Origin of the sequence: Microvirga alba, from assembly GCF_015694465.1 — a bacterium.
In the GTDB taxonomy this organism is placed as follows: Bacteria; Pseudomonadota; Alphaproteobacteria; order Rhizobiales; family Beijerinckiaceae; genus Microvirga; species Microvirga alba.
This window is the reverse complement of record NZ_JADQDO010000006.1, coordinates 165799-187474: the sequence shown is the minus strand read 5'-3', so window position 1 is coordinate 187474 and position 21676 is coordinate 165799. Positions and strand designations below refer to the sequence as shown.

Genomic DNA, 21676 nt, shown 5'->3' with positions numbered 1-21676 from the left:
TTATATCTGATTTAGGGCGTAGACTCATAAGCACGGAGCCACAGACGCATTGAAGCGAGCTGGACCATGGCGAGGAAATTGGCGGCTAGCTTGTCGTAGCGGGTAGCGACGCGGCGAAAATGCTTCAGCTTGGAGACGAAGCGCTCGATGAGATTGCACTCACGGTAGAGCTGTTTGCTGAAGCAGGGTTTCCAGCGCCGCCCTGTTTACAATTTCCTGAAAACCGACGCTGTGCCAGTATGGCGCTATGGTAGTGACCCTTCGACCTGCAATCCAAAGTGATCTTGCAACCGTCCACGAAATTGTCCGAGCTGCGTATACTCATTACATCGCTCGCATTGGACGCAAACCTGGACCCATGCTCGATAACTACAGCGCGCTGATAAGCGATGGTCGAGTCTATGTCGCCGAGCGCGACGATACTGTGCAGGGCGTTCTCGTGCTCGTTCCACAGAAGGACGCGATGCTCCTCGATAACGTGGCCGTCGCGCCTGAGGCGCAGGGCTCTGGTATAGGTCGAAGGATGCTGGAGTTCGCAGAGCAAACGGCGATCAAGGCCGGCTATGGCTTCATCAAGCTCTACACAAATGAGGCGATGACGGAGAATATCGCGCTCTACACGCGCTTCGGCTACGCGGAAACGCATCGAGCCGAGGAGCGAGGACTACGGCGGCTTTATATGAGCAAGGTTCTCGGTGAGACCCGCAATCAGGTATGAGCATGTAGGTCCCGTATCCACAATCTCGGTCAATCCCGTTTATGAGTTCACAGCCTAGTGGGAGACAAAGGGAGCACGCGAGCAGCAGAGTATCTAAATGACCAAGCATGCTGCTCGTCTGCAAGAGAATGAAGCCTCCGTAGCGCCTCTAGCCCGCTGTAACCGGAGCCCTGCCTCGCTCCCGCTTTAGACGTCTTGCGAAATCCGGTCGCCGACGGCGACACCCTTGGGGGGCGAGGTCCGTTCGGATCGTGGTTTGCGCGGGATCTCGAAGCGCGCTTCTTCCGCCTTATGGACGTATTGGCTCGCGACGAGCATGCCTTTGAACGGACGAATGGGCGGAATGCAGCTCAGCAGGAGGAATGGCAGCGTTGTGACGAAATGCACCCAGAGCGATGGCTCGTAGGTAAGCTCGATCCAAATGCCGAACGCCGTTGCTGGAACCGCCATCGTCATCATGACGAAGAAGGCTGGCCCATCGGCTGGATCGGCAAACGAATAGTCAAGCCCGCAGACTTCGCATCGAGGTGCGAGGGTCAGGAAGCCATTGAATAGCCGCCCCTTGCCGCATTGGGGGCATCTGCACTTGAGGCCCGTCATGAGGATGGATTGGGTCTCAGCCGGTCGCGCGGTCATGTTAGGTCCTTCGAATAACGGTCCGATCTCCCAAGAACATCTGTTGAATGTATGGATTGTATATCCATACAAGATGATCTAGGTGTCGTCCTGCGCCCTATTTGGGCTGAGTTGGCATTGGAAGCAAGCCTTACGTATATTGAGATTCTGCGTGCGGTGCACCTAGCCATGCATTTGTAAGACAAGAGGGCCGATGAGCGTAGTGTCCTGGTTGCCGCGGATCGAGAGCGAAGGGGGGCCGAAATACCTGGCCATCGCCGATGCTCTGCTGGCCGACATTCAGTCAGGCCGACTGAAGCACGGCCACCGACTGCCGTCGCAACGGACATTAGCCAAGGAGCTCGGGGTCGATCTCACGACCGTGACCCGCGCGTTCAACGAAGCGCGTCGCCAGGGCCTGATCGAGGCTAACACCGGCAAAGGGAGCTTCGTGCGCGCGAGGACTGCGGAACAGGACGGTCTTGCACCGACTGCATCGCCGATCATCGACCTGAGCATGAATATGCCGCCGCAGCCGCCGGAGGCGAGGCTGCGGGAGCGGATTCAAAGCGGCATCGCGAACGTGCTCTCGACGCCTCATGGCCTGATGCATCTGCATTATCAGGAGAGCGCGGGCGCCGGCCCCGACCGCGCCGCGGGCGCCCGTTGGCTGGAGCGGCGTCTGGGGTCGGTTCCCGTGGATCGGGTTATGGTGGTCGGAGGGGCGCAAACCGCTCTTTACGCGATACTCCGCACCCTTTTTCAGCCGGGGGATGCTTTGTGTGCCCCGTTTCTCACGTATCCAGGTCTCAGAGCCATCGCCGAGCAGCTGAAACTCCGTTTGGTTCCCGTGGCTCTCGATGCCGAGGGGCTTGATCCGGCGGCGTTCGAAGAAATTTGCCAGCGTGATAAACCGCGGGCGCTCTATTGCGTGCCGACAATCCACAACCCCACGACTGCAACCATGCCCCTCGAACGACGCGAGGAGGTGGCCAGGATCGCGCGGCGCTATCGTGTCTCCATTATCGAGGATGACGCTTACGGCGCGTTGCCCCGTGCGGCCCCCGCGCCGATTGCCTCGTTGGCGCCGGACATCACCTGGCACATTGCCACGCTCTCGAAATGCGTCACGCCGGCGATGCGGACAGCCTATGTCGTCACCCCCGGCTTTGCGGATACCCTGCGCCTCGCCGCAGAGATCCGGGCCATGACGTTCATGGTGCCACCGCTCATGGCGGCCCTGGCGTCTCAGTGGATTCTCGATGGCACCCTGGATGCGACTACGGCGGCCATCCGGGAGGAGAGTGCCGCACGGCAGGTCATCGCGCGGCGCAGCCTGCACGGTTTGGACTTCCTGGCACATCCGGAAGGGCACCATCTTTGGCTCACATTGCCGGAGCGGTGGCGCCAGGCCGATCTCAACATCTATGCGCGGCAGTCCGGGCTCGCGTTGGTGCCGAGTGACGCTTTTGCTGCAGGACCCGGCCCAGCCGCGATCCGCGTTTCGCTTGGGGCCGCGCCGAACCGGAGTGTTTTGGAACGCGGATTGGAGCTGCTCGCGACGGTTCTCTCCCACGGGCCCAGCGCCTTGTCGTCGATCGTGTAATTGTCCCTCTCGGAAGCAACCGTCGCGGTGCATTCTCACCGACCCCGATGGAACGACGCTTGCCGCAAAACCCGGAGCGAGGGCGGCGTGCACCTGAGGCATTGCCACGCTCGCCGACGCCACGAATATGGCGGGTTTCTGTGAGTATCTTCCGACGTCTCTGCATCATCGAAAGAGACCCAGCGCATGGGAAACTCGGAGGTGGTCGTGCATGGTCCGCGCTGCCCGTTTCTTCGACCTGCTATTTGCCTCTGCGCCGTGGCGATATTTTTTTGTTCTGTTCAGGGAACGCGGGGTGAGCCCGTTGCCCCGCCGTCGGCTGGCATCGACACCGTTTCAGGGATGCCGCCGGTGGTTGATGCAGGCAATCTCTACAGCGAAGCTTCCGCCGGCCATCTCAGCCCCGGAGTTTCGGGCATAAGACCGAGAATCTACGTTCCCAATGTAGGATCCGGCGATGTGTATGTGATCGATCCTACATCGCTTCAGGTCGTGGATCGCTTCAAGGTCGGCCGTAACCCGCAGCATGTCGTGCCATCGTGGGACCTGAAGACTTTGTGGGTCACGAGCAGCAATGAAGGTCGCCGCGGTGGCGGCAGTCTCCTGCCCATTGATCCCGCGACGGGCAAGCCTGGTTCGTCCATCCGGGTACCTGACGCATACAACATGTATTTTACCCCGAACGGCGCTTTCGCGATCGTCGTTGCGGAGGCTTATCAGCGGTTGGAATTCCGCAATCCGCAGACGATGGAGCTGCAGCAATCCCTGACCGTTCCCGAATGCAACGGCATCAATCATGCCGATTTCTCGATGGATGGGCGCTACGCCATCTTCACGTGCGAATTCAGCGGTCGTCTCGCCAAGATCGATTTTTCTCGGGGGAACGCTGTACGCATTTTGGCGCTCTCCAAAGGAGGGATGCCTCAGGACATCCGGATCTCGCCTGACGGCAAGGTCTTCTATGTGGCGGATATGATGGCCGATGGCGTCTTCCTCATCGACGGGGAAGATCTGACGGAGATCGGTTTCATTCCGACTGGAGTCGGTGCGCACGGGCTCTATCCCAGTCGCGACGGCCGGAAGCTTTACGTCACCAATCGGGGTTCTCATCGCGTCAACGGTCCTCGTCGAGGCCAGGGAAGCGTCTCAGTAATCGATTTCGCGACCCGGTCTGTCGAAAGTACTTGGCCCATCCCCGGAGGCGGGAGCCCCGATATGGGACAGGTGAGCGCGGACGGGGATCGCCTTTGGCTCTCTGGCCGCTTTGACGATGTGGTTTATGCAATCGACACCAAGTCGGGGGCCGTGGAATCCATCCCTGTGGGACATACACCGCATGGCCTGACTGTCTGGCCGCAGCCGGGCCGCTACTCGCTCGGCCATACCGGAAACATGCGATAAAATTTTAGACGGCTCATTAAAAAGCGGGGCGCGCGTCAAGGGTAACGCGCCGCGCCGTGTCTCTTGATCTTTTGGGCCTGGAGGACATTCTTAAAAGGGCAATGCCCGCGTCCCGCCGCGTCGCGGTCGGATTGTCGGCGTGGCCTGATCGACCTTTGTCTTCTCCGCACGGGAAGGAGAGACCGATGTCCGAAACATTCAACGTCGATGACGGGCGGGCCTCCCCGGTTACCAGGCGTGACGTTCTCTTCGTCGCGACTGGGACTTTCGCCACGATCGGCGCCGCCGCTGCCGTGTGGCCTTTCTTCGTGTCGATGAGGCCTTCAGCCGATGTCCTGGCTGCGGGAGAACCCGTCACGGTTGACGTGTCGCAAATGCAACCGGGTCAGCAGATCTCGCTGACCTGGCAGGGGAAGCCGATCTTCGTTTTGCATCGCACGGAGCAAGCTTTGGCCGAGTTGAAAAACAAAGACCTCATCGCACGGCTCAGCGATCCCGACTCCACCGCGCTCCAGCAGCCGGGCTACGCCAGAAACGGGTACCGCTCGATCCGGCCTGAATTCCTCGTCATCGTCGCCATCTGCACGCATCTGGGCTGCATTCCTTACATCAAGCCCGATCCCGGAGATCCGACAATCGATGCGGCGTGGCCCGGTGGATATTTTTGCCCGTGTCACGGGTCCAAATATGATCTCGCAGGTCGTGTTTTCCGAGGTGTGCCGGCGCCTTACAATCTGCCTGTGCCGCCCTACCACTTTGCCGACGACAAGACGCTGGTCGTCGGCGCAAACCCTGCCGGAGAGAATTTCTCCCTTTCTTCCATCGAGCAGCTCTGACGATCTTCCGCGCGATCTGCCCGGGAGGTTTGGAGATGGATGGAAGTGCTTCAGCCGACGGGCCAAAGCCGGGGTCAGGGCGGTGTACGCCGCCCTGACCGGGACAATCGGTGCGGTCAGCCTAGCGCCCGACCGCGTAGGCCTGCATGAGGCGAGGCGTAGCGGCTCCATGGAGCAGGCCATCGGCGTCGCGGCTTGCCGCGACGAGACGGCCCACGGTCCACGCGGGCGCTGTCTCGACGTCGTGGCCTCGCGCACGCAGTTCGTCCAGCACTTCCGTGCCGAAGGATTCCTCGGCGGCCAGATGACCGGGCTTCTGCTCGCGCGGATAGAACGACGAGGGGAAGTGCCCCGTGTGAGCCATGGGCTGGTCGATTGCTTCCTGCAGGTTCAGCCCGTGATGCGCGTGGCGGAGGAACAGGAGCAACTGCCATTGTTCCTGCTGGTCGCCGCCGGGCGAGCCGAACACCATGTAAGGCTTGCCGTCCTTTTCCGCGAGGGTGGGGGTCAGCGTCGTGCGCGGGCGCTTGCCGGGCTCGAGGCTTGCAGGCAGACCCGACTCCAGCCAGAACATCTGCGCGCGCGAATTGAGCATGAAGCCGAGTTCCGGAATCACGGGCGAGGATTGCAGCCAGCCACCGGAAGGCATGGCGGCGATCATGTTGCCGAACCGGTCGACCACGTCGATATGGACCGTGTCGCCGCGTCGCGCGGAGCGCATCGAGGCGAGGGTCGGCTCGCCGCCCGTCACCTTGCGGTCGGTGGTCGAGAGATCGCGCAGAGCCTTCATCGTCCGTTCGACCTGCAACTCATAGCCGTCGACATGGCCGGGGCGCAGATCGAGCGAGGCCCGCTCGCCGATCAGCTTGCGACGCTCGTCATTGTAGGCATCCGAGAGAAGCATCTCCATCGGCACCTTCACGAAATCCGGGTCGCCGTAATATGCCTCTCGATCCGCAAAGGCGAGCTTCATCGCTTCGACGACAGTGTGCAGGAAACGCGCGCTCGTGGGGCCCATGGCGCCGAGGTCGAAGCCCTTCAGAAGAGCCAGCGTCTGGAGGAAGACAGGCCCCTGTCCCCAAGGCTGTATCTTGTTGACCCGATAGTTATGGTATTCGTAGGTGAGAGGAGCGTCATAGCTCGCGGACCAGGATGCCATGTCGTCGCCGGTCAGGACGCCGCGATGGCGAGAACCGCTCTGGTCCATCACCTCCGTCGACCGGACGAAGTTGTCGATCGCCTCCGCCACGAAACCTTTGTAGAACGCCTCGCGCGCGGCCTCGATCTCGCCCTCGCGGCCGCGTCCCTTCGCTTCCGCCTCGCGCAGGATCCGCTTCCAGGTGTCGGCAAGCGGCGCGTTGCGGAAGATCTCGCGCGGTGCCGGAGCGTTGCCGCCGGGCAGGAAGAGAGAGGCGGATGTCGGCCATTCGGTTTCAAAGAAGCTCTTGAGGCCCTTGATCGTGTCTGCCACGCGCGGCAGGAGAGGGTGCCCCTGTTCGGCGTAATAGATGGCGGGCTCGAGGACGTCACGCAAGCGCAACGTGCCGTGATCGCGCAGCAGAAGCATCCAGGCGTCGAACGCGCCGGGGATCACGGTTGCGAGCATCCCGTTGCCGGGGATCAAGGTCAGCCCTTCGCGCCGATAATGCTCGATGGTCGCGCCTTTCGGAGCGGTGCCTTGGCCACAGAGGACTTCGACCTTGCCGGTCTTCGCGGAATAGAAGACCGCCGGAACCTCGCCTGCCGGGCCGACGAGATGCGGCTCGACAACCTGCAGAACGAAACCGGATGCGACGCAAGCGTCGAAGGCATTGCCGCCTTTCTCCAGCATCGCCATGCCGGAGGCGGAGGCGAGCCAATGGGTCGAGGTAACGACACCGAAGGTGCCGAGAATTTCAGGCCGTGTAGTGAACATGAAGCTGATCCGGGATGATTTTAGTTTTCGCGGGGGTCGAGAGCATCGCGCAGGCCATCACCCATCAGGTTGAAGCCGAGCACGATGAGAAAGATGGCGGAGCCGGGGAATATCGACATCCAAGGCGCCTGGCTCATGAAATTCTTGGCCGTGTTCAGCATGGAGCCCCAGGATGGGTTCGGCGGCTGCTGGCCAAGGCCAAGGAAGGACAGGCTTGCTTCCGCGATGATGGCGGAGGCGATAGTCAGAGTTGCTTGCACGAGGATCGGCGGCAACGCATTCGGCAGGATATAGCGGACGATGATCCAGAAATCCGGAAGCCCGATGGCTCGCGCCCCTTCCACGTAGTCCTCGGCGCGAACGGCGAGAACTTGCCCTCGTGTCAGACGGACGAATATCGGCATGGCAGAGAGACCGATCGCGATCATCGCGTTCGTCATGCTCGGGCCGAGAAAGGCGGCGAGCGCAATGGCGAGGATGAGGAAGGGGATGGACAGCATCGCTTCCGTCGCACGCGAAATCGCCGCGTCGAGCCAACCCCCGAAATAGCCGGAAATCAAACCGAACGGCACTCCGAGAATGATGGCGATGCCAACCGAAATGACGCCCGCGCTGAGCGAGGCGCGGGTGCCCAGAAGCATACGCGAGAACACGTCGCGTCCGAGTTCGTCGGTGCCGAACCAGTAAAGAGCCGACGGCGCCTTCCGGATCGTCGAGAAGCTCGGCTTGACCGGATCGAACGGCGCGACGAACGGCGAAACGATGGCGATCAGAACGAAGAACAGAACGATGGCCGCGCCGAAGACGGCGGCCCGGTTCTTCAGGAATTTCGCCAGAATGCGGTTCCGTTTTTTCGGAAGGGCGACTTCATCGGTGATTGCGAGTGTCATCGGGCGTGCCTCAGGCGAGGATTGACCAGGACATAGAGAATGTCCGCGAGAAGGTTCATGAAGATGAAGCCGACAGCCGTGCAGAGCACGACGCCTTGCACCACCGCGTAGTCGCGGTTGAACACCGCATCGACGACGAGCTTTCCGAAGCCCGGAATGGTGAAAATTTGTTCCGTCAGCACCGCGCCGGCCAGGAGCTCACCAAAGAGCAGGGTCGAGAGCGTAATGATCGGCATGAGCGCATTGCGCAAGGCATGTTTCCAGATCACCACATGACCGAGCAAACCCTTGGCGCGGGCGGTGCGGATGTAGTCGGATCGCAGAACACCGAGCATGGCGCTTCGCGTATGGCGCATCAGGCTCGCGGCGAGGCCGGTGCCGAGCACAATCGCGGGCATGATCATCGTTTTGATGTTCAGCCAGAGGTCTTCGCTCGGCGGCACGAAGCCTGAGGCGGGTAGAAGCTGCCACTGCACGGAGACCAGCATGATCAAAAGAATGCCAAGCCAGAAGTTGGGGATCGAGAGGCCCGACAGCGCGACGACATTCGTGGCGTAGTCGACGGCGGTGCCCTTCTTGACCGCGGAGATGATGCCGGCCGGAATGCCGATGGCGAGAGCCACGATCATCGCGAAGATCGCGAGTTCGATCGTCACCGGAAGCTTGGTGAGGATGAGCTTGAGAACCGGAATGTCGGTGCGTAGCGAAATGCCGAGATTGCCCTGGAGAACCTGTCCGACCCAAACGAAATATTGCACAGGGATCGGGTCATTGAGGCGATATTTCTCGCGCAGAAAAGCCAGGACCTGCGGGTCTCGCTCTTCGCCGGCCATGGTCAGAACGGGATCGCCCGGCAGGAGTTGCTGCAGGGTAAAAACCAGAACCGACACGAGAATGATTGTCGGAATCGCGATCAGAAGGCGTCTGGCGATATAGCGGAGCATGAGGCTCTGTCATCAACTATGAGAGGGATGGCGACGCGTGCCCGGCTTTGCGCCGGACACGCGATTTTCAGGAAGGATCAGGAGGCGAATTTCACGCCCTTGAGACGGATCAACCCGTCCGGATACGGCTTGAAGCCGTCCACCTTCTTCGTCAGCGCGAACGGCCAGGGCTGATAATACGTATAGATGATCGGCAGATCGTCGAGCAGGATGGCTTGCGCGGAATCGTACAAGGCCTTGCGCTTCACTTCGTCCGTAATCGAGCGCGCCTCATTCAGGATGGTGTCGATCTGCGGGTTGCAATATCTGCCGTCGTTGAGCCCACCCTTGCAGGTGACGAAGGCGTGGATGTTGCCGTCCGGATCGACGCGTCCGGACCAACCGATCACGTTGACGTCGAAATTGCCGGCGGTCGCTTCCTTCTGCAAGGCTGCGAACTCGGTCGGACGAAGCGTGATTTCGAATCCGGCCTCGGCGGCCATCGCCTGGATCATCTCGGCAATCTGTTGCGCGGTCGTGCTGGTGCCGAAGGAGAGTTCGAACTTGACCTTCTCGACGCCCGCTTCCTTCAGAAGCTTCTTCGCTTTCGCCACATCGCGCTTGCGACTGTCATATTTGGGATTGCGATAGGGGCTTGCAAGCGGGAACGGCTGCGTTGCCGGCGGGAAGATTCCCTGACCGACCACTTCATTGATCACATCCATGTCGATCGCCAATTCCAGCGCCTGGCGGACGCGCTTGTCCTGGCCGAGCGGAGTTTTGGCGCGGTCACCATTATTGGTGTTGATCGTCAGGCCCTGATAGCCGATGCCATCGACCGGAGCGAAAACCAGTTTCGCGTCGCTCTTCACGCTCGGCGCGTCGGTTGGAGCTAACCGTTCGAGCAGGTCGATATTGCCGGCCTTGAGATTGGCGAGGCGGACCGTCGTGTCCGGGATCGGCGTGAACACCACGCGATCGAAGTTATAAGCCTTCGCGTTCCAATGCTCCTTGAAGCGCTCGAGAACGATACGGTCGTTCTGAACGCGCTCAACGAATTTGAACGGGCCGGAGCAAACGGGCTTCTGGGCAAAATCGGCGAAAGCCTTCGGCGAGAGCATCATGCCGGCGCGGTCGGAGAGCTGCGAAAGCAACGTGCCGTCCGGACGCGCGAGCTTGATGGCAACGGTGAGATCGTCCACCACCTCGACGCTCTCGACGGAGCTGAGTTCGCTCTTGCGCAGGCTGTCCTGGAGCGTGCGCGCGCGGTCGAGATTGGCCTTCACCGCGGCTGCATCAATCTTCTCGCCGTCATGGAAGGTCGCGCCCGAACGCAGTTTGAAGGTCAGCGTCTTGCCGTCTTCGCCCCACTTCCATTCCGTGGCGAGCTCCGGCGTGAATTTCAGGTCGGGCGTGATGTCGACGAGCTTGTCGCACAGCGACGCGAAGACGATTCGTCCCGTGAAGGTACGCGCGCGGTGCGGATCAAGCACGTCCGGATCGTCGTTGAGCGCGATCTTCAGTGTCTGGGCCGAGACGGCGGTGCTCATCAAGAGCCCGGCGGCCATGGCCATCATGGAAAGGGGTTTCATTGACTTTTCTCCTCTGGGTTAGCAGCCCGACGCGCCGGCATTATCCTGCCGGTCACGCCAAGTTCTGTAGAGTTCGAGACGCTTTGTCAGCGCCGGGCTTGCAGGCGGCGCAGCGATGGAGCCCGCCCCCGCGTTCTGGATTTCGCGCCAGAAATGGCAGGCGACCTTTCGCCCGCCTTCAGCGGCTTCGAGTCTGGGATGCTGCTCGCGGCACAAGGCCTTCGCATGCGGGCAGCGCGTATGAAAACGGCAACCCGGCGGGGGCGCGGTCGGGCTCGGCACGTCGCCCTGCAAGAGTGGCTTCGGCGTGCGATTGACCGGGCTTGGAACCGGGATCGCTGTCAGAAGCGCCTGCGTATAGGGATGAAGCGGGTTGTCGAAGAGATCGTCCGTCTCGCTCAACTCGACGATCTCGCCGAGATACATCACGGCGATCCGGTCGCTCATATGCCGGATCACGGCGAGATCGTGCGCCACGATCACGAGGGTCAGCCCGAACTGTTCCTTCAGGTCTTCCAGAAGGTTGATGATCTGTGCCTGGATCGAAACGTCGAGCGCGGAGACAGGCTCGTCACCGATGATCAGTTTTGGTTCACCCGCGAGCGCGCGGGCAATGCCGATGCGCTGGCGTTGTCCGCCGGAGAACTCGTGCGGGTAGCGATCCGCATGGGCCGGAAGGAGGCCGACCGTCCTGAGGAGCTCGTCCACCCGCTCGCGTCGCTCATTGCCGTGGGCAAGGCCATGCAACGCGACAGGCTCGCCGACGATATCGCGCACGTTCATGCGCGGATTGAGCGAAGCGAAGGGGTCCTGAAAGATGATCTGCAATTCCCGGCGCAGGCGGCGCATCTCGCGCTGGCTCAGCGAGCGGATGGAGCGACCTTCATAGAGAACGTCGCCCGCGGTCGCCTCGATGAGGCGCAGGAGCAACCGGCCGAGCGTGGATTTGCCGCAGCCGGATTCGCCCACGATCGCGAAGGTCTCGCCGCGCTTGACCTGAAGCGAGACGCCGTCGACCGCACGCACGATCGTCGGAGAGGAGAGAAGGCCGCCGCCGCCGAAATGTTTGACGAGGTCGATGCCTTCCAGAATGGTTTCGCTCTTGTCGATCATGAAACCGCTCCACGGTGTTGTTCAAGCGGCGCATACCAGCAGCGCACGTGATGCTTCGGCGTGGCCTCCACGAGCGGCGGCGGCTCGGTCGCGCAGCGACTTTCCGCAAAGGGGCAGCGAGGCGTGAAACGGCATCCCTTCGGCATCAATTCGGCGGGTGGCACGGAGCCGCGGATCGTCGCGAGCCGGCCCTGCCGGCGGCCAAGCGAAGGGACAGAACCCATGAGGCCGATGGTGTAGGGATGCTGCGGATCCTCAAAGATCGCCTCGACAGAGCCGGATTCGACGACGCGGCCCGCATACATCACCACCACTTCGTCGGCGATTTCCGCGACGACGCCGAGATCATGGGTGATCAGGATCATCGACATGCCGCTCTCTTCCTGCAGACGGCGGATGAGAGAGATGATCTGTGCCTGGATCGTCACGTCGAGCGCGGTCGTCGGCTCGTCGGCGATGAGAAGTTGCGGGTCGTTGGCGAGCGCCATGGCGATCATCACCCGCTGACGCATGCCGCCGGAAAGCTCATGCGGATAGGCGCGAAGGCGCTTCTCCGGCGCGGGAATGCGGACCCGGCGAAGCATCTCGAGCGCTCGCTCCCACGCTTCCGTCTTCGAGACCTTGCGATGCCGGAGAATGCCCTCCGCGATCTGGTCGCCGACGGTAAAAGCCGGGTTGAGCGATGTCATCGGCTCCTGAAAAATCATCGCCGTCGAGTTGCCACGCAGATCGGCCCGTTCACGCTCGGTCAGGCCGAGGAGGTCTTTGCCCTCGAAATGAGCCGTCCCTTGGACAATCCGCGCCGGAGGGGTCGGCAGGAGCCCCATGAGGGCAAGGGCCGTCACGCTCTTGCCGCAGCCGGATTCACCCACGATGCACAGGGTTTTGCCCTTGGCGAGTGAGAACGACACGTCATCGACGACGTTGATCCCCTTCGGCGCGCCATCAAAGCGGATCGAGAGGTTTTCCACGCGCAGAAGCGGTTCCGATGCGGGTGATGCGAGCGGATCGACCGCGAGGTCGGTCTCTCTCGACCGGAGGGCAGCTTCATTGATCATGCCGCAGGTCTTCCTTGGTCATCTGAGTGTTGCCCATTTGCGGTTCGAAGGTCTTGGTTGTCCGTCGCAGGTCTCGTCATGATCTTGACCAGGCTCTCGCGAACCGCCTCCAGATGCTCCCGCATCGCCTGTTCGGCCGCGCTGCCATCGCGAGCCGCAATCGCCGCGACGATCTGGTGATGGTAATGGACGTAAGTCTGCTGCCCCGCGGGGGAGCGTGCCTGTTCGCGCAGCCGCCGCCAGGTCGGGTCCTGTCTGATCTGGTTGATCACGTCGATAAAGGCGAAGAGCAGGCTGTTGTTCGCCGCTTCGGCAATGGCCCGGTGAAAAGCCCCGTCCCAGAGTTCGCGGTTGTCAGTATCCGTCGCGGCGGATGTTCCGGTCTTGCGCGCAAGATGCTCCAGGCGCTCGATGTCGCCGTTCGAAGCGCGTAACGCAGCCAACCGCGCCAGCAGTGGCTCGATTCCGATACGCGCTTCCATCACTTCGAGTGGGTTGGTCCGGCTGGAAAGCTCCTCCACGCTCGTTTCCGCTCGCAGCGGGCGTGGTCCGAGGAAGGTGCCTTTGCCTTGATGCCGCCAGATCCTGCCCTCCGCTTCGAGCACGTCCAGCGCCCGCCTCAGGGTCCGTCTCCCCACTCCAAGGTGGTGCGCGAGGGCGCGCTCCGGCAGCAACTGCTTGTCCTCGCCCGCCGATCGGTCGTCCAAAAGGGCGCGCAGCTGCCTGAGCGCAAAATCGGAGCTGTCCGAAGGGGTTTCGGCGTCGATCATTCAGGTTTCCTGGTGTGAACCAATGTTGCCATTGGTGCCGCCCCAACTTGCTGATTGTTGCCGAAATGATCGGCTTTGTGAAACTAAGCTAGACCGAGAGCGAACCAATTTGCAATTGGTTTCACGACGGGCAGGCGAGCAACAGGTGCTCTTTTTGAGTGCATGTGCCTGCTAAAGCGGCCGGGCGAACGCCCCGTCAAATTAAGACCGAAGAGAGGGGCGGGGGCGTTTGCCCAGGCCTTGGCCCTCGCTTAAAAAGGATCTGCAAACAAGCCGGCGGAACGGATCGATAAGGGCGGCCAAATGGACCAGATCACCGCACTGGCGGCAGACCCTGCTGCATGGGCAGCCCTGGCGACCTTGATCGTCATGGAGGTCGTGCTCGGGATCGACAATCTCATCTTCATCTCGATCCTCACCAACAAACTGCCCGCGAACCAACAGACCAAGGCGCGTCGCATCGGCATCGGCCTGGCGCTGATCATGCGCCTCGGGCTCCTCGGCACGATCGCCATTATCGTGCGATTGACCGAGCCACTGTTCACTGCCTTTGGGCATGGTTTTTCGTGGCGGGATCTGATCCTCATTGCGGGCGGCCTCTTCCTTGTCTGGAAGGCGACGAAGGAAATTCACCACAACGTCGATCCTGATCCGGGGCCCGATCTCTTTGACAGCGGGCGCGCGACGCTCGGGTTCGGCGCGGCGGTTGGCCAGATCCTCATGCTCGATCTGGTGTTCTCCATCGACAGCATCATCACGGCCGTCGGCATGACGGATCATGTGCCGATCATGGTCGTGGCTGTGATTGTTGCCGTGACAGTCATGCTCCTGGCGGCCAACCCGGTGGCGCGCTTCCTTCAAGCTAACCCCACCGTCGTGATGCTGGCGCTGGGCTTCCTGCTCATGATCGGGATGACGCTGATCGCGGAAGGTTTCGGCGCGCATGTGCCAAAGGGTTATATTTACACGGCCATGGCGTTCTCCGCTCTGGTCGAAGGGTTGAACATGCTGCGAAGGCGGGCCAACGCGAAACGCTAGAGCGCTTTTCGTCGATGTCGTCGCGGGCCCGCGCCAGAGTTGAGGTCCACCGCGCGCCGTGCCTTCCTTGCCGTCTTATCGCTCGTTGCCGGCGTCGGCGTAGAGACTCCCGGAGTTCGGATTGACGGTGGACCGTGGACTGATCTGCTTCACGAGGTGTGACAGAAAAATCCAAGTATTCGGTGTGATTAGAACTTGGCTCTGGTTTCGAGATGGACGCTTGAAGGGCACCATTTGTGTGAAAAAATAAGAAAAAATATTATATTATAAAACTATAATCCAGATTAATGGATTTTTGTCACGTGTCGTCCCTTCGATTCCAATCCCGCTCTACAAGCTTGGCGACGTGAAGGTGTCGCCTTTTGCGCTTTCGCGCGTGGGTATTTTCTTCTCATTGAGGTCTCGATTTTGATGCCGTGCCGGTCATGGCCAAGGTTTTTATTCGCGCGTCGTGGATCAGACAAAAGAGATTAAATCATTGAGCTGAAAGGGCATTGTTGTCTATTGTTTGCAGATGATGTCTCGATCAGGTGAAGCAAGCCGAGAAGTATAATTTTACTTATCGTCATATTGTTGCCATGTGTTGTCTCGCCAAATGGAGAATTAAGTCGAAAGTATGCGGCGTATTTTCCCAATGGCAAGGCTTTCCCAAAGGGAAATAAATAAATTTAAGAATTTTATTTTATCAATGTGAGATCATTTATGTCTATCAATCCGAATAAGCTTTCAGAAACGGCGATCTTGACGTTCGATGAGAATTTCAACGTCTTCAGCTACTGGAATGGCAAGGCCGGTACATGGGACACCGGGTATCCCTGGACCGTTGCGAATGGCGGTACGAATGAAGGCAACGGCGAGCTGCAGTGGTACATCAATGCCAATTACGCGCCGACTGCAGGCCTCGGCACCTATTCTGCCAACAATGGTATCATGAACATCACGGCCGCGCCGACATCCGCCGCGGCGAAGTCGTATATCAATGGTTACGACTACACATCCGGCATGATCACAACCTTCCACTCGTTCAGTCAAACCTATGGCTATTTCGAGATGAGGGCGAAGCTTCCGGCAGGGCAGGGGTTGTGGCCGGCCTTCTGGCTTCTGCCGACGGATCAGTCCTGGCCACCCGAGATCGACGTGATGGAGGTCATCGGAAGCGCGCCGAACACGCTTGAGACCACAGTTCACTACGATTCAAACGGTCACAAGATGGATAACAAGTCGGCCACCGTGCAGGGCATGACCACCGGGTTCCACACCTACGGCGTGGACTGGGAAAGAGACAAGATCACCTGGTACTACGACGGGCAGAACGTGCACGAGACCGCGACGCCCGTCGGCTTGGATAAGCCCATGTACATGCTGGCCAATCTGGCTGTTGGCGGATCCTGGCCTGGCGCTCCGGACAACAGCACAAACTTCCCGGCGACGCTCGAAATCGACTACATCCGCGCGTACAAGGAGGGAGAAGCTGCGCCGACGCAGTCGGGTCCGGTCCTGATCCCGGCGCCAATCCCGACAGGTCAGAAGCTCTTCAGCCTTCCGGCAAGCGCCGCGTCGAAGAAGACCATCAACGGCACGTATGGATGGGACAACCTCAAGGGCACTTCGGGTCACAACAGGATCGACGGCAAGGAAGGTCGCGACACCATGAAAGGCTTGGGTGGCGACGATACCTACATTGTCGAGAGCCGCGGCGATAAGGTCGTCGAAAGCGCCAACGGTGGGATCGATACGGTTCGAACCGATCTCGCATCGTACAAGCTGACCGCCCACGTCGAAAATCTGATCCTGACAGGAAAGGGCGATCAAGCGGGCATCGGCAACGAGCTGAACAACCGGATCACATCGAATGGAGTCGGAGACAACACTCTCTCTGGCGGTGCTGGCAACGACATTCTCTTCGCAGGTCGATACGCCGATGTTCTCGCAGGTGGACCGGGAAGCGATCAGTTCGTTTTCAAAAATGCGCCGGTCCGTGCCGGCCATGTCACGGACTTCACGGTCGGTGTCGATGTTCTCGATCTGAGGGGGCTGTTGGCCGACTATCAGGGAGAGAACCCCGTCGCGGATGGCCGTCTGTCGTTTAGCGATAACGGATCAGGCGACACGATCGTCAAAGCCAGGTCTGCAACCGGTACTGTTTCGACGATCACGACGCTCGACAAGGTCACCACGAACCAGTTGCATGCGAACGCGGACTATTTCTGGGCGTAGCGACATATCCCGGCGCCGGGACGAATAATCACGAGAAAGTCTATAAGGAGGTTTCTCGCGGTCGATGGTGACCGGCGGAGGAAGCGCATTAACGCGTCAGATCTGTCCGCACTTCGACGATCCGGCCCAGGTTCTTCTTGGCAGAAGCGTTATGTCCAAACTTCTGATGGGTTCCCCGACGGCTCAGATACAACGCCGTCAGGCCGGCAAGGGAGCTTGCGCCGAAGGGCGCGCCGACCAGCGCGACAATAATCCCATATGGCCACAGCAACGCGAAAGTGGCAGCTCCGCCGACAAGAATAGCCCAAAGCAATATGATCAAAGCCAATCTCCTATCGGCTCAAACTCCATGAGGCGAATGCTCGCCCATTTCGCAGCCAAAAGATTGCTGTCTTCCGCACGATCACGAAACAATAAAGCGAATGGCAGCGGCCGCAAGTGTTTTCGTCTGCCGCCGATCGGGAGACGCACCGCCCGATTTCCGGTGTTATCGGCGCTCCGAGAAATGAGAGCTAAGCACCCGCACCGCGCCCGATCATCCTCAGCATCATGAACGGCACCCCCGAGAGGAGCGCCCGCAAGGCGGCCTCGTTCTGGTGGAGGCCATTGATGGATAGGCGTGGCAGGGCGGTCAGCAGATCCGAATGCCTGGCGAAAAGGTGCCCTGGGCGGGTCGTGACCGCCGTCTCGTAGCCGCTCTGCCGAGCGAGGGAGAACTCGCGCGAACCAGCAGAGCCCGGATCTCCATGAGGGTAGGCGATGTGCCGGACCGGCCGTCCGAGCCGCTTCGCGATGGCGGCTTTGCTTTCCAGGATTTCAGACGCGGCGACCGAACTCTCATGGCGAGCCATGATCGGATGCGTCAGCGTATGTGATCCAATCGTGACATCCGGATCGTTCGCGAGCCCCGCGAGCTCGTCCCAATTGGCGCAGAGATTCTGCACGAGACGCTCCGGATCGATCCCGACGCGTTCTGAGAGTTCGGCGATCATCGCCCGCAGCTGCTCCTCCGGCCCTGCCTTGAGGCGCCGGTGGAGGGTGTCGAAAGCGACGTACTTCTGAGCCGTCGTTTTGGTTACGAAGATAAGCCTCTCGTTTCCGAGCGTGACCTCGACGCGGTCCAACTGCCTGATGGCCATTTCGAGTTCGAGCCACCACAGACGCCCGCGGCCGTTTGCGAAATCGTTCACGACAAACAGCGTCCAGGGGACCTGCAGCCTTTTCAAGACAGGCCATGCATATGCGAGATTGTCACGATAGCCGTCATCGAATGTCAGGACCGCGAAAGGCTTGTGGGAGCGCGTTGATCGGAGCCGGTCCGGCACATCATCCATGGGAATGATGTCGAATCCCTCTCGCTTCAAGAACGTGACGGTCGCGTCCAGAAACTCCGGAGTGATTTCCAGAAAGCGATTGGGCGCGAAGGGGCGGTCATGCCAGGGCCTGACATGGTGAAACATCAGGATCACGCCGGAACCCATGGCAAGAGGGCGAAGCCATTGATCGGCGCGTGTCGCCGAGATGGCGGAAAGACCGGTCGCGAAAAGGCGGTGCCTCCAGGATGACATGCCCGCGCCCATTCAATGCTCCGCAGCCGGTGATGCGTCCGGCGGCAGAAAGACACGGATGCGATCGACGCGAAGATCCGCTGGAAAGCGGGTCGAGGAATCCGGAACGCCCGGCCACGAACCACCGACCGCGAGGTTGACGATCATGTACATCGGCCGATGCATGTCGGAGGGCGTCGGCATCCTGGTGACGGAGCGTCCATCGAAATACCAAACGAGTTCCTCCGCGGTCCATTTGACTGCGTAGGTATGAAAGGCCGCCGATAAATCGGGTGTCGGTATCCGGAACTGCGACATCGATGCTCTCAGGAAGCGCCTCGTATGCGCGGTCACGAAATTGGCGCGCGTGTCATGCCCGAGCACTTCCATGATATCGATTTCCGGCGGCCAGCTTTGGTCCGTCGGCGCGAGCCAGAATGCACTCCACAGACCCCTTCCTTGCGGGACGCGCGCGCGTATTTCCGCGTATCCATAGGTGAAGGAAAAGCTTCGAGCGGAACTCAAGAGACCTGAGGCATAGCGCATGCCGGTCGACGATGTGCGCGCGAAGGGACGCGCACGAATGACGAGAGAGGCGCTTTCGATCGAGAAGGGATTCAGTTGGCGAACTTCCTCGGTGTCTGCGCCCGGACGCGGATCGACGTAGTATTGCAGTTCCCCGTTCGAAGGATTTGTCCGTCCACCCCAAGGATATTGCGCGTCCCATACTCCTGAGCCTGCGTGCCGGAGCTGCAAACTGCTGAAACTGTCCTCAAAAGCTAATCTCCATCCGGGAGGAGGAACGGCGTCTGCGCTCCTAGTGTAAATCGCGGCCATGACGTCCCTTGGAGAGGACGAGCTGAGGGCAAGCGCTGACAATCCGCACACAAGCGCGATCTGAACCGCATAGATGCGAAGGGCGGAACGACCGGTGACGATGCCGAGCAGATACATGCGCGCCAGCAGGCAGGCGAGAAGAACGAGTCCGGCCGCCACGCAGCCCCAGGCTTGACCGGCGATGCCGGCAACATGATCCCCCAAAGCCATCGCGCCGATCAGGATCAGAAAGCCGGGGGCGAAGATCAGTGCCGCGTCCCGTTTTGGAGTTGGAGACAAAGCGATGACCATTGGAATGATCCACGTGATCAATCCAAGCGAAATGCAGGAAATGGCGAGCGCGATGGTGGAGACCGCCGCTCCTTCAAACTGGGGGAATAACCGCAGGATGAGAGGATGCGCCGTGAACATCGCCAAGAGCGCGATGCTCGCCAGAGCGATCCCGAGAAAGAGGGACTGCCGTTCCACGAGCCCGGAACATGCGCCTGGAGATTGGCGTGCGATCCTGGCAAGCAGCTTTGGATAGTGAACCTGCGCAATCGTGGAAAGAATGCCCAGGCCTACGAGAGCGAGGTTGGCGCCGAACGCAAAGAGACCGAGCTCGTCGGGAGTGGACAATGCCGCCGCGATCCAGCGGTTGGCGGTTAAATAAACCAACCACAGCGCGTTGAAGACGAACAGCGGAAGCGCCGTCCGCAGCAGGGGCCAAATTGACGCTCGCCGCCGGGAGGAAGGCAGTCCGGCGCGAGCGAAACACATGGCGAGGACGCCATACCATAGCACCAGAACGGCAAAGCAGCCCGTAATGCCCGCGAAAACCAGTCCGGCAAGGCGAGGAACGGTCATGCCGGCCTGCAACGTCAACGCGACGGCGCTGAATTCCCAGACCTGTCCGCTGGCCCTGAAGATGGTCACCGGCGCATTGGCGATCATCCCGAGGGCGCCGCCTGCAATCGCGAGCGCCGTTTCAAAGGGGGAAAGCCGACCGCTGATGAAGGCTCCAAACGCGGCGATAGGTACCATGACCAGCAGGACAAAGCCGCCGATGATCCAATTGGCGCGCAGGATCTCCGCGCCATGCTCGACCGAAGACGCGCCCCCGGTCGTCAAGTTCCGGTCCGCGAGTTGCGAAAGCCCCAGATCGAACTTGCTGGCGTATTGAAAGAGGCTCGTCAGAAGAGCGAAGGATCCAAATGCCGCCGGCCCGAGCAGGGACGGTGCCAACAAGGATGTCCCGAGACTCATGAAGCTCGCGACGGTCGTACCGATCGTGTAGGCGAGCGGGTACGAAAGCCATTGCAGGCTGCGCGCTTGCCGAACGGACTGCACCGCGACAGGAAGAGGAAAGTCTGACCCGGCGGGAATGTCCGGATTGGCCGCCGGCGTCACAGCTGACTCCGGCGCGGAAAGGCGATCATGCCACCAAATGCGTCGGAGATCTGCGTCGACAGTCGACCGGTGACGCCATCATCGAAACCGAACCGCTGCGAGGCAGCCGTCTCCTCTCCTTGCCTCACGCCTTCCAAAGTCCTCCGGTATTCCCGATGAGCGAACGCGTCGAATGAGGATGTGCTTTTCATGATGCCAAGGCGAACCAACTCGTCGTTGGAGCGATAGGTCGCGCTGCGGTCGAAGAAGAGTGAGACTCCCGGTTCCCCCGCGAGCAGCGAGGAGTACCGAACGTATTCGGCTCCTCCGTCCCAATGCTGTCCGCGCGTGGCTTCGCTGATGGAGCGATCATGGAAATCGGAGAAGAATTTGAAGTGCAGCAGGGCGCTTCTGACACCGGACAATTTGAGTGGCGTGCACCGATGATTCGACACCCAATGTCTGCCCGCTCGTCCCTTGAGGAGAGGGATTTTCGTCAGGTCCGGCGGCATGGCCCCGCCCAACCGTGTATGACGCAGGCCGAAGGCCGCACCCAGAGGATGCCGTCGGAGGCGACGCAAAGCTCGGTGGAGCGCCATGCGCCAGACGCCTGCGCGCTGAAATTCCGGATAGAACCGGCGTAGCCGTGGACCGCCAACTGCCTCAACCTCGGCGAACGAGCTCTCGCCCCGCGACAGGCTGATCTTGCGGCGGATCGTGTATCCCGGATCGAAATGTGGGCAGGTCGTCAGGAATGGCGTTCCGGGACGATAGATCGCTTCGGAAATCGGCCCGCGATTGTACATGTCGAGAAGAAGCGCGAATACCCCTTCGCTTCCCGTCTCATCAAGGAAACGGCAGAACTCCGGAAGCGAGAGGAACTCCGCGTGCGGAAACGTGAAGAGTTCATCAGCGTCGAGAAAGAGGCACCAGCTTCCGATACCGAACCGCTCGACGAGCGCATTCACCCAATCCATTCCATAGTTCGCGCTTCCGAACGGTGCAAAGGTCTGGAAAACGTGACAATCCGGCTGCGAAAGCAGGAAGTCGGTGGTGCCGTCATCGGAGCCGTTATCGACCAGGAAAAAGCGATCGACGCCCAGAGCGCGATGATATGTCAGGTGGTAGGGGAGGCGGGCTCGCTCGTTGCGGACGACCATGAAGACGCTGTGCTGCCCGGCGCTTCCATTCAGGCGACGTGTGTCGATGCGGACGAGGTCGTTGATCACGCG

Annotated in this window: 18 protein-coding genes and 1 pseudogene; 6 read left to right on the top strand and 13 right to left on the bottom strand. The window is 60.6% G+C overall.

Going from position 1 to position 21676, the window contains the following annotated elements; all coding sequences use genetic code 11:
- Positions 1–11 precede the first annotated feature (11 nt).
- Positions 12–200: pseudogene (locus I2H38_RS13730) on the bottom strand (IS5/IS1182 family transposase); the annotation flags it as partial.
- Between the two features lie 47 nt (positions 201–247).
- Between I2H38_RS13730 and I2H38_RS13725 the strand changes: the two are divergent.
- Positions 248–718 carry a GNAT family N-acetyltransferase gene (locus I2H38_RS13725; protein ID WP_196272422.1) on the top strand — a complete coding sequence of 157 codons (471 nt, stop codon included), beginning with the start codon at positions 248–250 and terminating at the stop codon, positions 716–718.
- A gap of 186 nt (positions 719–904) precedes the next feature.
- On the opposite strand, the gene I2H38_RS13720 is transcribed toward I2H38_RS13725, so the two are convergent.
- A complete protein-coding gene (locus I2H38_RS13720; protein ID WP_196272421.1) occupies positions 905–1354 on the bottom strand; it encodes a DUF983 domain-containing protein in 450 nt (149 codons plus the stop codon).
- A 193-nt stretch (positions 1355–1547) separates the two neighbouring features.
- On the opposite strand from I2H38_RS13720, the gene I2H38_RS13715 reads away from it, so the two are divergent.
- From I2H38_RS13715 to petA, 3 genes are all read left to right on the top strand, one after another.
- Positions 1548–2939, top strand: a complete 1392-nt coding sequence (locus tag I2H38_RS13715; RefSeq protein WP_196272420.1) for an aminotransferase-like domain-containing protein — start codon at positions 1548–1550, stop codon at positions 2937–2939.
- A 258-nt stretch (positions 2940–3197) separates the two neighbouring features.
- Positions 3198–4340, top strand: a complete 1143-nt coding sequence (locus I2H38_RS13710; protein ID WP_407664075.1) for a YVTN family beta-propeller repeat protein — start codon at positions 3198–3200, stop codon at positions 4338–4340.
- 185 nt (positions 4341–4525) lie between these two features.
- Complete coding sequence (petA, locus tag I2H38_RS13705; RefSeq protein WP_196272418.1) at positions 4526–5176, top strand: ubiquinol-cytochrome c reductase iron-sulfur subunit; 651 nt, start codon at positions 4526–4528, stop codon at positions 5174–5176.
- Positions 5177–5297: 121 nt separating this feature from the next.
- Here petA and I2H38_RS13700 read toward each other — a convergent pair whose 3' ends face one another.
- From I2H38_RS13700 to I2H38_RS13670, 7 genes are all read right to left on the bottom strand, one after another.
- The gene (locus I2H38_RS13700) at positions 5298–7091 is read right to left on the bottom strand and encodes a gamma-glutamyltransferase family protein (protein ID WP_196272417.1); all 1794 of its coding nucleotides are present in this window, start codon (positions 7089–7091) and stop codon (positions 5298–5300) included.
- A gap of 20 nt (positions 7092–7111) precedes the next feature.
- Complete coding sequence (locus I2H38_RS13695) at positions 7112–7981, bottom strand: ABC transporter permease (RefSeq protein ID WP_196272416.1); 870 nt, start codon at positions 7979–7981, stop codon at positions 7112–7114.
- Complete coding sequence (locus tag I2H38_RS13690; protein WP_196272415.1) at positions 7978–8925, bottom strand: ABC transporter permease; 948 nt, start codon at positions 8923–8925, stop codon at positions 7978–7980. Before I2H38_RS13690 ends, I2H38_RS13695 begins: the two co-directional genes overlap by 4 nt.
- Before the next feature lie 77 nt (positions 8926–9002).
- Complete coding sequence (locus tag I2H38_RS13685; protein WP_196272414.1) at positions 9003–10496, bottom strand: ABC transporter substrate-binding protein; 1494 nt, start codon at positions 10494–10496, stop codon at positions 9003–9005.
- Between the two features lie 18 nt (positions 10497–10514).
- Positions 10515–11609, bottom strand: coding sequence for an ABC transporter ATP-binding protein (locus tag I2H38_RS13680; RefSeq protein WP_196272413.1), 1095 nt, complete (start codon positions 11607–11609; stop codon positions 10515–10517).
- A complete protein-coding gene (locus I2H38_RS13675; protein ID WP_196272412.1) occupies positions 11606–12667 on the bottom strand; it encodes an ABC transporter ATP-binding protein in 1062 nt (353 codons plus the stop codon). Before I2H38_RS13675 ends, I2H38_RS13680 begins: the two co-directional genes overlap by 4 nt.
- Entirely contained in the window at positions 12664–13437 is a 774-nt protein-coding gene (locus tag I2H38_RS13670) for a FadR/GntR family transcriptional regulator (RefSeq protein WP_196272411.1), read from the bottom strand. Before I2H38_RS13670 ends, I2H38_RS13675 begins: the two co-directional genes overlap by 4 nt.
- 303 nt (positions 13438–13740) lie before the next feature.
- Between I2H38_RS13670 and I2H38_RS13665 the strand changes: the two genes are divergently transcribed.
- Entirely contained in the window at positions 13741–14475 is a 735-nt protein-coding gene (locus I2H38_RS13665) for a TerC family protein (RefSeq protein WP_196272410.1), read from the top strand.
- Between the two features lie 702 nt (positions 14476–15177).
- Positions 15178–16692, top strand: coding sequence for a family 16 glycosylhydrolase (locus I2H38_RS13660; RefSeq protein ID WP_196272409.1), 1515 nt, complete (start codon positions 15178–15180; stop codon positions 16690–16692).
- Between the two features lie 88 nt (positions 16693–16780).
- On the opposite strand, the gene I2H38_RS13655 is transcribed toward I2H38_RS13660, so the two are convergent.
- The 4 genes from I2H38_RS13655 to I2H38_RS13640 form a co-directional block, all read right to left on the bottom strand.
- A complete protein-coding gene (locus I2H38_RS13655) occupies positions 16781–17014 on the bottom strand; it encodes a hypothetical protein (RefSeq protein ID WP_196272408.1) in 234 nt (77 codons plus the stop codon).
- Between the two features lie 190 nt (positions 17015–17204).
- Positions 17205–18260 carry a polysaccharide deacetylase family protein gene (locus I2H38_RS13650; protein WP_196272407.1) on the bottom strand — a complete coding sequence of 352 codons (1056 nt, stop codon included), beginning with the start codon at positions 18258–18260 and terminating at the stop codon, positions 17205–17207.
- Positions 18261–18272: 12 nt separating this feature from the next.
- The gene (locus tag I2H38_RS13645; protein ID WP_196272406.1) at positions 18273–20465 is read right to left on the bottom strand and encodes a family 16 glycosylhydrolase; all 2193 of its coding nucleotides are present in this window, start codon (positions 20463–20465) and stop codon (positions 18273–18275) included.
- Positions 20462–21673, bottom strand: coding sequence for a glycosyltransferase family 2 protein (locus I2H38_RS13640; RefSeq protein WP_196272405.1), 1212 nt, complete (start codon positions 21671–21673; stop codon positions 20462–20464). Before I2H38_RS13640 ends, I2H38_RS13645 begins: the two co-directional genes overlap by 4 nt.
- Positions 21674–21676 lie beyond the last annotated feature (3 nt).